A 15091-nucleotide genomic window follows, 5' to 3' on the forward strand; every position below is an offset into this window, starting at 1 on the left:
TTAAATTATAAATATAATTAATTAATAAATGGTTAATTGGTGTTTTATTTATAAAAATACTAACTGTTGTTTTATTCCACTTTTATGTTAAATATTTGTTAGTCAATTATTTATTAAAAGCATGAGTTTGCTTAAAGGTTTTTTAGTACAGTGCGACGTTATTAAAGCTTTAGTTTTAAGAGAGGCACGCACCAGGTTCGGAAACAACTGTTTAGGATTTCTTTGGGCTTTTATCGAGCCTATAATTTGTATTATTACCTTCTATGGGGTTTTTTATTTTTTAAACCGCTCAACATTCTACGGTTCGAATATAATAAGCTTCATAACCACCGGGTTAATTCCTTTTATGTTATTTAGGCAAATAACCATTGCAGCAATGAATGCCATTGATGCAAACAAAGCCCTTCTATTTTATCCGCAAGTTAAGCTTTTAGATTTAATCATTGCGCGGAGCCTTCTTGAGATCGGCACAATAGTTAGTGTCTTTATTGTAATTATGTTCTTGAATTGTATATATATAAATAACTTTCAAATTGATAATCCGCTAAATGTTTTAATGGCTCTCTTTACTACCGGCTTTTTTGCAATGAGTTGTGGATTAATATTTTCCGGCCTAAGTATTTATAGTGATATGGTAAAGCGGGTAGTACCCCCTGTTATTAGAGTATTATTTTATATCTCAGGTATATTTTTCAGCATCTCCTCGCTCTCTAATAATTTGAAATCAATACTTTTAGTCAACCCTATTTTGCATCTGGTTGAGATGCTGAGAAGCGGTTGGTTTATCACCTATGAAAACACTGATTATAGTTGCCGATATGTGCTTTATATATCGATATATCTTACTTTTATCGGCTTAGCTTTACTAAATTTTTCTAAGAATAAGCTTGAGCTCACATGATTAAATTAGAAAATATTAGTAAATCTTATCATACTAAGCATGGTACTAAAATTTTATTTAAGAACCTATATTTAAATATGCCTCTTCGGCAAAACATTGCAATATTAGGCAAAAACGGCGTAGGTAAATCTACATTACTCAGAATAATAGCGGGCATTGAAGAGCCCGACTCGGGCAGCATTATAAGAGATGCGCGCATATCATGGCCTATAGGCTTTTCAGGCGGCTTTAACGGATCATTAAGCGGAGAGGAAAACTGCTTTTTTGTTTCCCGCATATATGGCGAAGAGATAAAAAGAGTAGCTGAATTTGTTAAAAACTTCTCAGAGCTTGAAGATTATTTTTACATGCCCTTTAAAACTTATTCAGCCGGTATGAAAGCAAGACTCGCTTTCGGGTTGAGTATGGCTTTGGAATTTGATATTTATTTAGTTGATGAAATTACTGCCGTCGGAGATGCTGCATTTCAGAAAAAATGCCGTGATGCTTTTGCAGAGAGAAGAAAAAGATCAAATGTAATTATGGTTTCACATAACTTTGATATTTTAAAAGAATATTGTTCGCTGGTTGCAATTTTAGAAAGCGGTAAAATTACCTTGTATGACAACATTGACAAAGCTATAGAAATTTATAAAAAGAGTTTAAATCAAAATGAGTAATGCAAAAACAATAAAGTCGATAATACTAAAAACCGACCAAAGAAGATTAGCAAGGGGAAAAGCTACGCTGATTAAACTCGGAGTTTTTGTATTATTACCTACCTTAACAGCATTTATTTATTATATGTTTATTGCAAGTAACTTTTATGAGTCCGAGGCGCAGTTTAAGGTGCACACGGGAAGCGGAAAAGCATTAAATAATGATTTGACTGCCGAAGCCTATATTCTCTCAAGAGAAGCCCTTACCAGATTAGAAAAAGATTTTAATTTTATAGCTTCCTATCAATCTAAAAAAGTTGATTTTTTTAATAGACTGCCTGAGCATGCCAATTTTGAAGATGCTTATCAGTATTATTTAAAACTGGTTAAAATTTCATTTGACCAAACTTCGGGTATAGCCACCTTAAAAATCAAGGCTCCCACTCCATATAAAGCTAAAATTTATGCGGATGCATTGCTAAAATATTCAGATGATATAATTCTTAAACTCGCGGATAAATTCCGAAATGAGCAGCTGACTTTTGCTAAGCAGGAATTAAATAATGCGGAAAGTAGGCTGGCAGTCGCCAGAAGCTCCCTTTTGAAGCTTGAAGACTCTGACCGCCCCCCCCTTAATTCTCAAACTACTATATCTAATCTTATTCCGGTAAAGATCAGCTTAGAAAAAGAACTGGCACAAACTAAAATTAAATACAATAAGCTTAAAGCTAACCTTAAAACTACTTCTCCTCAGCTGGTCGCCTTACAACATAAAATTAATTACTTAATTTCAAGCATTGAGCAAGAGAATAAGAAAATTGCAGATGCGAAGGCTAATAGAGAAAACCCTCCTACACAAAGCTTCTTATTAGAGCAAATTTTAGCTGAAAGAGATTTTGCTGAAGAATCTTATAGATCTGCTATAAACTTTCTGGAGAACTCAAGGAACGAACTCTTAAGGCAATATCATTATCTTGCGATAATTGTTCCGCCCAACATGCCCTTCTCAGCTATATATCCTAATGTTTTTACCGGCACGCTTACGGTTTTTTCATTAACCCTTGCTTTATTTGGGATATTTAGCTTATTAATAGCAATAATTAGAGAGCATGTAAGGATTTAATTTAAGTAATGAACATCGGCACGACTTCCAAGGGTATATATAACATTCCTCAGCTAAAATACTTTTTCCCCAGAGAAGCAAACCTTTTTCTCATAAACCGTTTTAGCAGAGCAAGGGCTGATATGGTAGTCGGCTGGGGCAATAAGCCTAGTTCAATAAATGCAAAGAAATATGCTAAGAAACATAACTTACCCTATACAAGTTTAGAAGACGGGTTTATCAGGTCACTGGCACCGGCAAAAATTTGTCCTTCTCCCCTCTCGATTATATTTGATGATATCGGCATTTATTATGATGCTTCCAAGCCTTCGCAACTGGAAAACTTAATAACAGCTAATGAAGTTACCGCTTCTGATTTAGAGCGTGCTAAAAACTTAATCAGAATAATAAAGCAGCATAAAATCAGTAAGTATAATCATGCACCGGAAAATTTATCTATTCTTAAAAAGATAAAAAATTATGTTTTAGTGATTGACCAAACTTATAATGACTTATCGGTTTCAGGCAGCTTAAGTAGTGCAATTACTTTCAAAAATATGCTGGAAGCGGCACTTGACGAAAACCCCGGCACAACTGTTTTAGTTAAAACCCATCCTGAGGTGGTAGCCGGATATAAAAAGGGATACCTCACGGAACTCGCTAAGCAATATCAATGTCAAATTATTTCCGAGGCTATAAACCCTTGGAGCTTACTCTCTTATGCACAAAAAGTTTATACCGTTTCCAGCCAAATGGGTTTTGAAGCCTTAATGGCTGAAAAACCAGTTCGTTGCTTCGGGCTACCCTTTTATGCCGGTTGGGGTTTAACCATAGATGAACAAACTACAAGTAGGAGAAATCAAAAACGGAACTTATGTGATGTTTTTATTGCTACATATTTAAAATATTCCGTATACCTCAACCCTTTTACTTTACAAAGATGCGAGTTGGAAGAAATCCTGCCTATAATTTCCCTATGGAAAGATATTAACCAACAAAACATAGATATAAAAGCTTGCACTTACATATCTAAATGGAAGCAAAAAAGCATAACAAATTTTTTAAAAAGCACCGAGGCAAAGCCTAAATACTATTATTCAATAAAGAAAGCTATAGCGGCCGGTAAAACAAATGAGATTTCAGCTTGGGCTTCTAAACTAAAGCCGGAAGAAATATTAAACTTTAGAAAGCAAGGAATTAAGCTGAACCTAATAGAAGACGGGTTTTTAAGATCAGTCGGCTTAGGAGCAAACCTTATAACCCCGCAATCAATTGCGATAGATAAGAGGGGAATATATTATGACCATCATCATCCCTCTGACTTAGAATATATTATTCAAAACACTAACTTTTCTGATGAAATAATTTTACGAGCAAAAAATATTATTAAATCGCTAAACGAGCTGGAGATCACCAAATACAATGTTGGTTTAAAAAATACTAAGCCACTTACCTTACCACCCGATATATTAAAAATCTTGGTAGTCGGCCAAGTGGAAAATGATGCCTCAATAAAGCTCGGTACAGTAGATATAAAAACTAATCTTGATTTGTTAAAAACGGCCAGAGAAAAAAACCCCCTCTCCTTTATTATATATAAACCGCATCCTGATTGCGTTGCCGGGCAAAGACGAGGCATGATCAGCACTAACACTGCAATTCAATATGCTGATCTAATAGTTGAGGATATTTCAATCATTAAGCTTATTGATGAATGTGATGAAGTGCATACTCTTACCTCCCTTACCGGTTTTGAAGCGCTGATCAGAGGAAAGCGTGTAAGCTGCTACGGTCTTCCCTTTTATTCCGGTTGGGGCTTAACTAATGATTTATATAAATGCTCAAGAAGAAACCGAAAGGTGACTATTGAAGAATTGGTAGCAGGAACTCTGATTATTTATCCCAGATATTTAGATCCTAAAACAAATCTATGGTGCTCGGTAGAGGTGATTATCGATAGGCTAAATGAAATGAAACAAAAGGGTGTGACATTATCCAAACTAACGCGATTACGTACACTTTTCGGAAAGCTTAAAAGAATGAGGGTATCGGTATGAGAAAGGTACAGAAATTTCTTTTCCTTCAAGGCCCCCATGGTTCATTTTTCAAGCTTTTAGCTCGAGAACTAGAAAAGGAGGGGCATAAAACCGTTAGGATTAATTTTAACGGCGGTGATTGGATAGATTACCCCAAAGGAATAGCTTATAAACATTCAATGAAAATGTGGCCGGAATGGTTATACAACTTCACTCTTCACAATGAAATAACCGATATAGTTTTATACGGAGACTGCCGTCCCCTACATCGTCTGGCTATTTTACGCTTAAAAGGAAGCAATATAAAAATTAATGTATTTGAAGAAGGGTATATTCGTCCCCATTGGATAACTTATGAGCTTGACGGGGTTAACGGTTATTCTCAAATTCAAGAACAGATAAATAAAATAATTGAAGATAGAAGAAATGACCAACCTTTTGTTGATCCATTTATTCCAATAAAATACAACATGCGTTATATGATGAGATATTGCATACGCTATTATTTGTTTAAATGGTTAGGGGTATTATTTTATCCTCGTTATAAAAACCACCGACCGGTTAATTCATTATATGAAGCAATCATGTGGATTAAGCGCTTTTTTATTTTGAAACTAAAAAGGCGATTTGTGCTTAAGAAAGCTCGCTACCTTACTCAATCAAATACTAAATACTATTTGTTTTTAATGCAGCTTTATACAGACTATCAAATCCGTGAACATAGTCCTTATACCTCAATGAAGCATACTCTGATAGAGACTATTTACTCATTTGCAAAATTTGCGCCCATTAATACTAAATTGGTGATAAAAAATCATCCCCTTGATAGCGGGCAGAAAAATTACGGAAAATTAATAAAAAATATTTGTAATGAGCTAGGTATTAGCGGAAGAATTCTATATTTAGACGGCGGCAACCTCCCTGAGTTATTAGAGGGCTCACTTGCCGTAGTTACGGTGAACAGCACGGCAGGCCTACAGGCAATTCATCATAAAAAGCCGTTAAAAGTGCTTGGCACTGCAATTTATAACAGTGAAGAACTTGTAAATAAAGCTACCCTTGATGAGTTTTGGAATAATTATAAAAAACCTAATCAACAAGCTTACACAAGGTTTAAAAATTATCTTATGCGAAAAAACCAAATTAACGGCAGCTTCTATGATCCCGAGGGAATTAGCCAATTATTGCAACAAATAGTTAAAAAGCTTTGTAATTAAATGTTATTATAATAAAAGTTTCATTATTCCTTCTTCTAGCTTATAATTCTCAAAATTATAAGCTAGAATATATAAATGCATATTATTAGAAGTAATCCGTTTTGGAGTGAAGATAACGTAATGAACATGCTTTTGCGTTATGATAATTGGAATAATGCCACTCATACCCCGCTTAACTTAAGCTATAAAGTTAATGTACCTCATATAGGACAGCCTTTAGAAACGTATAGTGATCTGGAAGCTTTAATGCATATTATGTCGGATACATTCGGTATAGAGATAAGAAGCACGGGGCCTTTGGGTGAGTATGACATCGAGACTAAACAAGGCACATTTTTGACCAGTGATGATTGGAAATATTATGATATTATAAAGAAAATAAAAGATACTTCCGCTTACGACACACCTAGGAGTAGTATTAAACTAGCTGAACTCGGAATAACTAAAGACCAAATTAACAGCGCTTTTGAAGAGGTTGAATTTGCATCCGATATAAATATCGAAAAGTTTTCTTTTATGTATGAAAGAATTGAAGCAGTTAAAAATTCGAAATCTATAAATCAATATCAATCTGCATTTAAATCATCTCAAGAATTTGACGAGAGCCTTGAAGTTGCTAAATATACTACGAGCAATTTATTTGAATTATGGGCAAGATATACGGATATAAATATCCAACCTACCAATAATAACGAGGAAATTAAAATTGATGTAAGACTTTTAAAGTCCGAAGACGAGAATAATTATTTCACGGTTTATTCCGGTCCTCAGTATGAGTATACCGAATGGGATAACGGTAAAACCACTTCTTTCAAAGGTGAGTTGAGCTTAAGTATTAGAGGCCCTGAATTCTCGGTTATACCTATCAGCATGAGTGATTTTCCTGCCGATGCATTTATTGAATTGCATCACGGTATTGCACATGCATTTCTGGATCACCCGGTCGATAGCTTGTTATTTAACGGCGGTAGGAAAAATTTCAAATATGATGGCTGGGAAGATATTGTTATTTCATCACTCACTTATAATCCGTTTAGTCTATGCATGTCTGTGCTCGGTGATATACCCTGTATGAAAAATCCTCACTTGGTAAGGTCTATAGACAGCTCTCTTATAAAAGAAAATCGGGAGGATTATATTGAAGCGGATGACGGAGAGAATATAATTTATTTAAAAGGAAAAGAATTACACCCGATCACCCCGATGCCACTTGATATTAAAGCAATGCAATATCTCTATACCCCTAATTGTAAAAATTCCGGACAGGAAATTACATATAAATTTGACGGCAACGGCAGTGAATCAATTTTCGGTTTTAAAATCCCACCGCAAGCAATTTTTACGCTTTGGGATTGCAGCAAAAAAAAGCATAATAGATGCCTCAAGCGTTAAAGATACTATTAAAATAGATTTGGAACCGGGTGCCGGGCATTTTAACAGCATAGGCAGTGAAACTTTCTTAATCGGTTATGATGCTTATGTTAAAACCGTGCATATGGGAATAAACGGGGGAGCCATCCATACTTCCCTCAGCGGAGGACATAACATATTTTTAAATGGCTTAAATAATCAAGTATATTTGGAAAGCTCATATAATAACATTATCCTCCCAAATGAAGAAAGTAATGTATCAATACATAATTTTTTTCAACACTTTACTAATTCACTATATGCAGATAATGGTTCAATATGCGAGGTTATTGATTTAGGTAATATTGCTGAAGATCATGTTTTAACCTTCAGTAATCATACTATTGAATTTATCTAAACAATATGACCGGAACAGTATTGTTGTAATAGACTAAAGAAGCTGGCAGCTGTTATTCACTACTAAACTGTTCCTTCATCACTCTTTCTTCAAACATATTTTGCTTATCAAATAAAATCTTAAGCACCTTATCTTTTCTTTCGGTTATTTCTACCGATCTCACATTTCTAACTTCGGTAGAATCCGCAACCGCGCTCACAGGTCGTTTATCCGCCTCCAATACTTCAAGCCGTACCCGGCTTTTATGAGATAAAAGCGCGCCTCTCCACCTTCTCGGTCTAAAAGGACAAATCGGAGTAAGCGCTAAAATATTGGCATCAAGAGGAATAATCGGTCCATATGCGGCAAAGTTATAAGCACTACTTCCGGCAGGTGTAGCGATTAAAACACCGTCGGCAACTAAACAATCCAGTCTAACTTCATCGTTTACAAAAATTCTGATTTTTGCAGCTTGGTTAGTTTCCCTAAGCAGCGATACCTCATTAACTGCAAGCGCCACATGTATTTCACCTTCCAACGTTTCTGCTCTCATCTCTAAAGGATAGAGCCTTGTTTCCACTGCTTTATCAATATGATCCAATAAGTCCTCAAATACATAATCATTCATCAAAAAGCCTACGGAACCTCTATTCATCCCGTAAATCGGAGTGCTATGATCCATATATCTATGCAGCGCCTTAAGCATCATGCCATCACCTCCGATAGTGATCACTAAATCACACTCCTGAGGAGAGACGCTCATAGCATCAATAAAATCATATTTTTTCATGATTTCCTTATAGGCATTCAGCGCTACTATGGAATTAAGATCAGCCATTACTCCGATGCGTTTATATTTACTCATTATATAATGTTTAAAAACCTTGCAATAAGATGTTGTTTAAAAGCTTATTTACCATAAAATGTAAATGCAGGAAACAGTATTAAATAATAATGACAAACGAAGTGGATGATTTCAAGCTCTGGTTTAGTATGGTTAAGGATGTAAAAAAACTTAATACCAAAGCTAAAGTAGCAACTGAACTGAAGCCTCTCCCTAAACTTGACCCTTACAAGGCTAAACCATTGCCTCAAATCTTTGCTCCAAAGAACAGTAAGAATTTAATTGATTTAGAGATTAATAACAGCGCCGGGATTGACTATTCAACAAACAGGAAAATTGTGAAAGGTGAATATGTTATAGACGGCACTCTTGATCTTCACGGAAAAACTCAAGAGCAGGCTTTTTTAACTTTAACTAAATTTATTGAAGAGGCATATCATGCTCAAAAACGATTATTATTAGTTATAGTCGGCAAAGGTAAGCAATCGGAGAACAATCACGGGTTATTAAGAGGATTAGTACCACATTGGGTTAACCACCCAAGTCTCAGGCATCTGATAATCGGCATTAAGACCGCAGCTCCTAAGCATGGGGGAGACGGTGCAATTTATATATTATTAAAAAGAATAAGAAATGATTCTAATTACAAGACCAAAAGTACAAGCAAGACTTACAAAGTTTAGGCTTAAAAGTATGGGTTATAAAGTTATTTGCTATCCTCAACTTAAAATTGAGTTTAATATTAATATTACTCTACCAGAAGTTGATTTATATAACAGCTTAATTGTTACTAGCCAAAACACCGCTCAAGCTATAAAAGATTATGCTCAACTAAAAGATATTCATGTTCACATAGTCGGGGAGAAAACCGCTGAAGTTTTAAGAAATTACGGTTTTAAGAATATAGCATCTATCAGCAATGATCATATAGAGTTAATCAGTAAAATTAAAGAGGGGGTGCCGCATTTATCAAAACTTCTTTATCTGCGCGGAGACCATGTAGCCGGTGATATCAAAAGGAAGCTCAGGCAAAATTACATTATTGATAACCTAATAGTTTATAAATCAGTAGAAATTCCTATGCCAAAAAAAATACTTTGCCTCTTAAAAAGCAAAATCATCAGTATGGTACTTTTTTACTCTCCGCGCACTGCCGCCCTATTTGCAAAGAACACCATAAACCTAAATTTTTTAAATATAAGCGCGATATGTATTAGCCAAAACACAGCAGATGAGTTATCTTCTCTAAACTTTAAAGAGATAAAAATAGCTAAGCTACCGAACGAGAATTCAATGCTGGAATATATTACAAATGAATAAAAAGATATTAGTTATCTGCGGGGCTACCGCTTCCGGCAAATCCGCATATGCAATTGAACAGGCACTAAAAAGAAATGGTATAATTTTAAATGCCGACTCGATGCAAATATATAAACATATCCCTATACTTACCGCCCAGCCGAGCAAAGAAGACTTAAGTATTGTGCCACATGAATTATATGGCGGGGTTGAAATTGACGCAGAATTTTCGGTAGGCAAATGGCTAAGCCTAGTAGTACCTAGAATAAAAGAAATATTAACAATCGGAAAAACACCGATTTTAGTCGGCGGCACCGGTTTATACCTAAAGTCCCTAATTGAAGGATTTGCAGTTATTCCACAAATCTCTTCGGAAACCAAAAAATACATAGCTGATATCAGAGCTAAACACACAAATTCAGAGATTCATGCAATGCTTGAGACGAGGGATATTGCCTTATACAATAGGCTAAAACCCAATGACACGAAAAGAATATTGCGTGGACTTGAAGTTTACCATGAAACTAAAAAATCCCTTTCGGATTGGCAAATAAATAACCATACCTCTTTCTTTAATAGAAGTTTATTTTCCATAACCCTAATCAACCCTGAACGTGAAGTTATATATAATAACTGCAACCAAAGGTTTATTAAAATGCTGGAAAATGGTGCGATTGAAGAGGTTAAATTCATTATGGAAAATTATCCTGATATTAGATACCCTGAAGCAATCGGTCTGAGAGAAATTATATCATACCTCAAAAATGAATGTACGTTAAATGAGGTAACTGTTAAAGCACAACAGCTAACCAGAAATTATGCAAAGCGCCAGCTAACTTGGCTTAAACACCAGATGAAGTATGATAATATCATAGAAAGTACCTGATTATCACAACTCGGTAAACAGGCTGGTAAACTCTAAGTTTATCTCCTCAATAGTTGTATTATCATTTGCGCAAAACTCCTCCAGTAGTATAGCATATTCTTTCTGAAATGAAGGTTTGCCGGCATAAGCAAATTCCGCATTGCGGTACTGATCCAAGTCAATCCCCATTTCAATAATGCCGAACTTCTTTAAATTCTCATTTATTATTTTTATTTCTTTATTAAGTATTTCATTTTTCGCATTGTCATAAAATTTTAATTCCTGAGATTGCAAATCAAATTCAAATATTACGTTTTCATCTCCGGCTATCTTAACTGCGAGCTTAAAAAGAAACTCATCCATATCATTTATATATTTCTCAACCAGCTCACCTTCCGGAGTAGTTTTTTCATTGCAGGGGTTTTTTAGCTTAAATTTATGATTAGCATATTCGGTTATATTATTTTTGCTCAATGCTTTTATTGCACCGTAAAAATTAGGTGCCTGTTCTTTAAATCGCTCGTATGAAACTAAAGTCATCCCTTGCCTATGCTATATAACTATTTAAAATTTATGGTAATGTGGGTAATAATTCTTTGTCAAATATTTTAAAATATAGCTGATTCTAAAAACCCCTTGCCTACATGCTGAAGTGTGTTAAATTTCTTGTATAATATTACTCTATGGAATTTTAATGCCTGCAATTTTCACCCTCATTACCGCTGCACCCGTAGATCGTGTCATATCTTCGGTAGATAATGTTGCTAATCAAACCGTACATGCTGCTCCGAAATTTTCATTTTTAGGGCTTTTTTTTCAAGCTGATTTTGTTGTTCAAACAGTAATGGTGCTATTGTTACTCGCTTCAGTGTGGAGCTGGGCTATTATTTTTAATAAAACAATCTCATTAAAAGCTATTAAATTTAGGATGAACCGTTTTGAAAATGAGTTTTGGTCGGGCGCATCTTTGGATAAACTTTTCAGACAAGTTAAAAATAAGCAGGATCACCCGCTGGCTATCATATTTTCTGCGGCAATTGATGAATGGAATACCAGAAACACTAAAAACATCGGTTCTGATTCAAGTCTAAGAGCCAGCGCCAAAGAAAGAATCCATCAGGCGATGCAAGTTGCCGCCAACAAAGCTTTAGATAATATTGAAAAAAACTTAAACTTCCTAGCCACAGTTGGCTCAAGTGCACCGTTTATCGGTCTGTTCGGCACCGTGTGGGGAATCATGGTAAGCTTCCAATCAATTGCAGTTTCAAAGAATACCAGCTTAGCAGTTGTCGCTCCTGGAATTGCCGAAGCATTGCTTGCAACTGCTTTAGGGCTTGCTGCCGCTATACCGGCGGTAATTTTTTATAATAAATTTGCTTCGGAAGTAAACAGAATTTCAAACAAGGTTGATGCTTTCTCAATGGAATTAAGCTCAATGATTTCAAGAGAATTGGATAATCAATAATATGGCTACAAATCTTTTTCGAAATACCTCAACCCGTGCAAGGCGCACACTAAACAGCGAGATAAACGTTACGCCTTTCGTTGACGTTATGCTGGTACTGCTGGTAATATTTATGGTTACTTCACCAATGCTGGTCGCGGGAGTAAATGTTGACCTTCCGAAAACTAAATCTTCCCCACTTTCCGGGCAGGATGAACCGCTTGCAATCACAATTGATAAGAAGGGGAACATTTATTTGCAGGAAAACAAAATAAGTATTGATGAGCTGCCTAAGAAGCTGGGAGCAATACTTGGTGAAAAGAAGGATACCAGAATATTTGTGCGTGGCGATCAGAGTGCAAATTATGGTAAGGTAGTAGTAGTTTTCAGTTCATTAAAAGAAGCCGGGTTTAATAACGTTGCGCTTGTAACCCAAGCACATACCACCCCTTAAGAAGAGAGCATTTTAGATGTACAAGGGTTTATTAGCTTCAGTAGTATTTCATATTGCAATACTATGTTTATTTATTTTTGGCCTGCCTTTTAGCTACCATAAAGCCGATCTCGATTATGCTATTGTGGTTGATATGGTTGATATCTCTGAAATCACTAATATTAAAGTCAATAACTCTCAAAAAACTAAACCTAAAGAAGTTGAACAAACAAGAAATATCCCTAAAGCTAAACAGGAAAAAAAGATAGAAAAGATTGAGCCTGAAGCAAAAGAGGAGCCTGTAAAGAGAGCTGAAGATACAAAGGCTGAAACTTTACCTGAAAAGAAAAAATCACCTGAAAAGCTTAAGAAAGAGGATCAAAAAAAACTTGAGAAGGAAAAAAAGAAGAGAGAAGAACAAAAGAAAAAGCATGACGATGATCTTTTTGCAAAATCAATATTAAATACTTTGGAAGAGGCTTCCGAAGCTGAAAAAGAAGATAAAAAAAAGCCCGATAAGAAGGAGACTAAAACAAAACCTTTAAAAGGTGAAACAAATAAAGAATATAATTCATCACTTCCCCTCTCGCTTAGCGAGAAAGATTTTATTCGCTCACAAGTTGAAAAGCACTGGAATACGACAGCTTTCAGCGGCGCTGATAGTTTAGGTATGCAAGTAACTCTCCATATTAAACTTGATAGAGAAGGAAACGTAGTTGAAGTTAGACCGGTTAAAAAACTTTTTAATAATAATCCTAAATATGAAGCTTTCGTTGAAAGCACAATAAGAGCTGTAAAAATGGCTTCCCCAATTCAAAATTTACCTATTGAAAAATTTAAAACCTGGGAGGAGATGAAATATAACTTTGATTCGAGCGGAATGATTTATTAATATTCTCGCTTCGCCTCAAAGAGGGATCTTAAAACCTCCCTGGCGCACTTAGAAACCATTGAAAATTAAAGAATTGAGATAATAGCAGATAAAAATAATATTAGAATTGAACTAAAACTCTACAGCTTGAAGCAAATCAATGCCACTATTTCTAAACATAGTTTATTAAGTTATAAATCACACAATAATATTTATTTAACCTAGGCGCTTTATAACAAAGTAAAGATACATAAAAATTATTTAATAATTTTTATGAGCGCTGCCCCTTTAAAAAAAGGGTGGGGCGGAGGGGCGCGCTACTATTAATTCTATTAATTTTGATAATAAGTCATTAGGATTATCTGAAGGCTTGTTTAAATAAATATGTAAGTTATTCAAATTAATTTACTATATAATAAATTAATTTGAATATCCGGCATATTTAATATGTTGTATAATTTAACAACTGAATAATCAGATATAATGATAGTGAGAAGCACGCGCCTTAACGCCATTTATAGCGTGTGCTTGTATAAATGGCATAATCATTTATACGCAAACTTAGTTAAATTTTTTATAGTTCAACTATGCCCTGTATGTAGCATTTTCAAATGCTTAAGAAATCGTAGAAAGATCAGTTTCAAGAGGTATAAAATAATGTACTTTACTCAACTCTTCATTACCGTTTATAAATTCATTTACCTCAATTGTATCATTCGGACATTCATCATATGTCTCGATAATAGATCGACTATCAATCCGAATTACCCCAACATTTTCATTAGCGGCAACTTTTAACCATTCTTCCTGAGCGACTTTATCCAAACATAGTTTTTTATCCTGAGGGTCAAGGTAATTAACTTGAATATATCCGTCATACTCATCACTTTGAGAGAGGATTTGAGCACCGGGATGGGCTTTAAGCTTAAGGGATTCTTCCTGTTCCCCTGTAAGATTTGCAGAAGAAGTACTATTTTTATATTTTGAAACTATCGTTTCTAAATAGTCTGAATCAGTATAATTTTCAAATATGAGAGTCACTATACCGTCCGTAAGCCCGCTCCAACTATCAAGGTAGCTGGTGTCCACCATTTTAGAAGCAATTAATCCGGCATATATTGCATATTTAAATTGATTTTGTATGTCTAACTTATTAACTAAATGAATTTGTAAAGCAACTTCAGCTAGCGGAAGAACTACTTTCTCGAAAGTTAATAATACACCAAGCTGAAGAAAATCTAAACCAGCAGGTTTTAGCTCATCAATGGTTGTATCATTTTCTTTAGTTTTTAACTGATCATAATGATAAACCATATTAGTTATCGGGTATATGGAACTTAATGCCGCAATATTTTTCACCAACGAGAAAGTTTCCAATACTATAAAACTTTTTATAGGCGAAGAGTTTGGAACCTTAGAGTAACAAGCACTAACTATAGAATTTAAAACAGTGTCGGTTAAGAAACTGGTCGGAATATCCGTGTATTTGTTCATGGTTTACCTCAAAATAATTGATTAAATCAAGGTTATGATATCACTTAGGAATTAAAAAGTTGATTCATATTAATTAGAGAGGAATATATGCTAAGCTTCTGTTAAGATAGGGTGGTATTGTTATGAGATATTACCCTATAGATCCATGTATATAGCATTAGCCGTTTTTTAAATTAAAAACTCTAATTTGCAAGTAATTA

16 protein-coding genes are annotated in these 15091 nt (G+C 34.8%); 13 read left to right on the plus strand and 3 right to left on the minus strand.

Translation table 11 applies throughout. From position 1 onward, the window contains the following. Window positions 1-127: 127 nt before the first annotated feature. From I862_RS01395 to I862_RS01425, 7 genes are all read left to right on the plus strand, one after another. Window positions 128-901 carry an ABC transporter permease gene (locus I862_RS01395; RefSeq protein WP_038538114.1) on the plus strand — a complete coding sequence of 258 codons (774 nt, stop codon included), beginning with the start codon at window positions 128-130 and terminating at the stop codon, window positions 899-901. Then, on the plus strand, window positions 898-1560 hold the full coding sequence (locus tag I862_RS01400; protein ID WP_038538117.1) for an ABC transporter ATP-binding protein: 663 nt from the start codon (window positions 898-900) through the stop codon (window positions 1558-1560). The genes I862_RS01395 and I862_RS01400 overlap by 4 nt, the downstream gene beginning before the upstream one ends. Next, on the plus strand, window positions 1553-2662 hold the full coding sequence (locus I862_RS01405; protein WP_038538121.1) for a hypothetical protein: 1110 nt from the start codon (window positions 1553-1555) through the stop codon (window positions 2660-2662). Before I862_RS01400 ends, I862_RS01405 begins: the two co-directional genes overlap by 8 nt. Before the next feature lie 8 nt (window positions 2663-2670). Continuing rightward, on the plus strand, window positions 2671-4698 hold the full coding sequence (locus I862_RS01410; protein ID WP_038538124.1) for a capsular polysaccharide biosynthesis protein: 2028 nt from the start codon (window positions 2671-2673) through the stop codon (window positions 4696-4698). After that, window positions 4695-5894, plus strand: coding sequence for a capsule biosynthesis protein (locus I862_RS01415; protein ID WP_038538127.1), 1200 nt, complete (start codon window positions 4695-4697; stop codon window positions 5892-5894). The genes I862_RS01410 and I862_RS01415 overlap by 4 nt, the downstream gene beginning before the upstream one ends. Window positions 5895-5969: 75 nt before the next feature. Then, the gene (locus tag I862_RS01420) at window positions 5970-7286 is read left to right on the plus strand and encodes a hypothetical protein (RefSeq protein WP_038538130.1); all 1317 of its coding nucleotides are present in this window, start codon (window positions 5970-5972) and stop codon (window positions 7284-7286) included. Further along, window positions 7192-7662 (plus strand): hypothetical protein, encoded by a 471-nt coding sequence (locus I862_RS01425; protein WP_148299460.1) that lies wholly within the window; start codon window positions 7192-7194, stop codon window positions 7660-7662. The genes I862_RS01420 and I862_RS01425 overlap by 95 nt, the downstream gene beginning before the upstream one ends. A gap of 52 nt (window positions 7663-7714) precedes the next feature. Here the strand turns inward: I862_RS01425 and I862_RS01430 are convergent, their stop codons facing one another. Next, a complete protein-coding gene (locus tag I862_RS01430) occupies window positions 7715-8506 on the minus strand; it encodes an NAD kinase (RefSeq protein ID WP_075260573.1) in 792 nt (263 codons plus the stop codon). An 89-nt stretch (window positions 8507-8595) separates the two neighbouring features. Here I862_RS01430 and I862_RS07760 point away from each other — a divergent pair, with 89 nt between their 5' ends. The 3 genes from I862_RS07760 to miaA are packed head-to-tail and all read left to right on the plus strand — an operon-like array spanning window position 8596 to window position 10670. Continuing rightward, complete coding sequence (locus I862_RS07760; protein WP_052646296.1) at window positions 8596-9168, plus strand: Smr/MutS family protein; 573 nt, start codon at window positions 8596-8598, stop codon at window positions 9166-9168. A gap of 10 nt (window positions 9169-9178) precedes the next feature. Continuing rightward, on the plus strand, window positions 9179-9805 hold the full coding sequence (locus I862_RS01440; protein WP_038538136.1) for a uroporphyrinogen-III synthase: 627 nt from the start codon (window positions 9179-9181) through the stop codon (window positions 9803-9805). Beyond that, the gene (miaA, locus tag I862_RS01445; RefSeq protein ID WP_052646297.1) at window positions 9798-10670 is read left to right on the plus strand and encodes a tRNA (adenosine(37)-N6)-dimethylallyltransferase MiaA; all 873 of its coding nucleotides are present in this window, start codon (window positions 9798-9800) and stop codon (window positions 10668-10670) included. Before I862_RS01440 ends, miaA begins: the two co-directional genes overlap by 8 nt. Before the next feature lie 3 nt (window positions 10671-10673). Here the strand turns inward: miaA and I862_RS01450 are convergent, their stop codons facing one another. Beyond that, window positions 10674-11189 carry a hypothetical protein gene (locus tag I862_RS01450; protein ID WP_038538139.1) on the minus strand — a complete coding sequence of 172 codons (516 nt, stop codon included), beginning with the start codon at window positions 11187-11189 and terminating at the stop codon, window positions 10674-10676. A gap of 202 nt (window positions 11190-11391) precedes the next feature. Between I862_RS01450 and tolQ the strand changes: the two genes are divergently transcribed. Genes tolQ through I862_RS01465 form a run of 3 tightly spaced genes read left to right on the plus strand, consistent with a single transcriptional unit; the run spans window position 11392 to window position 13418 of the window. Then, a complete protein-coding gene (gene tolQ / locus I862_RS01455; RefSeq protein WP_411572135.1) occupies window positions 11392-12114 on the plus strand; it encodes a protein TolQ in 723 nt (240 codons plus the stop codon). A 1-nt stretch (window position 12115) separates the two neighbouring features. After that, complete coding sequence (gene tolR / locus I862_RS01460; RefSeq protein WP_038538142.1) at window positions 12116-12547, plus strand: protein TolR; 432 nt, start codon at window positions 12116-12118, stop codon at window positions 12545-12547. Between the two features lie 16 nt (window positions 12548-12563). After that, complete coding sequence (locus I862_RS01465; RefSeq protein WP_038538145.1) at window positions 12564-13418, plus strand: energy transducer TonB; 855 nt, start codon at window positions 12564-12566, stop codon at window positions 13416-13418. A gap of 594 nt (window positions 13419-14012) precedes the next feature. Here I862_RS01465 and I862_RS01470 read toward each other — a convergent pair. Continuing rightward, complete coding sequence (locus tag I862_RS01470; protein WP_038538148.1) at window positions 14013-14891, minus strand: hypothetical protein; 879 nt, start codon at window positions 14889-14891, stop codon at window positions 14013-14015. Window positions 14892-15091 lie beyond the last annotated feature (200 nt).

Origin of the sequence: endosymbiont of Acanthamoeba sp. UWC8 (assembly GCF_000730245.1) — a bacterium.
GTDB lineage: Bacteria > Pseudomonadota > Alphaproteobacteria > Rickettsiales > Midichloriaceae > Jidaibacter.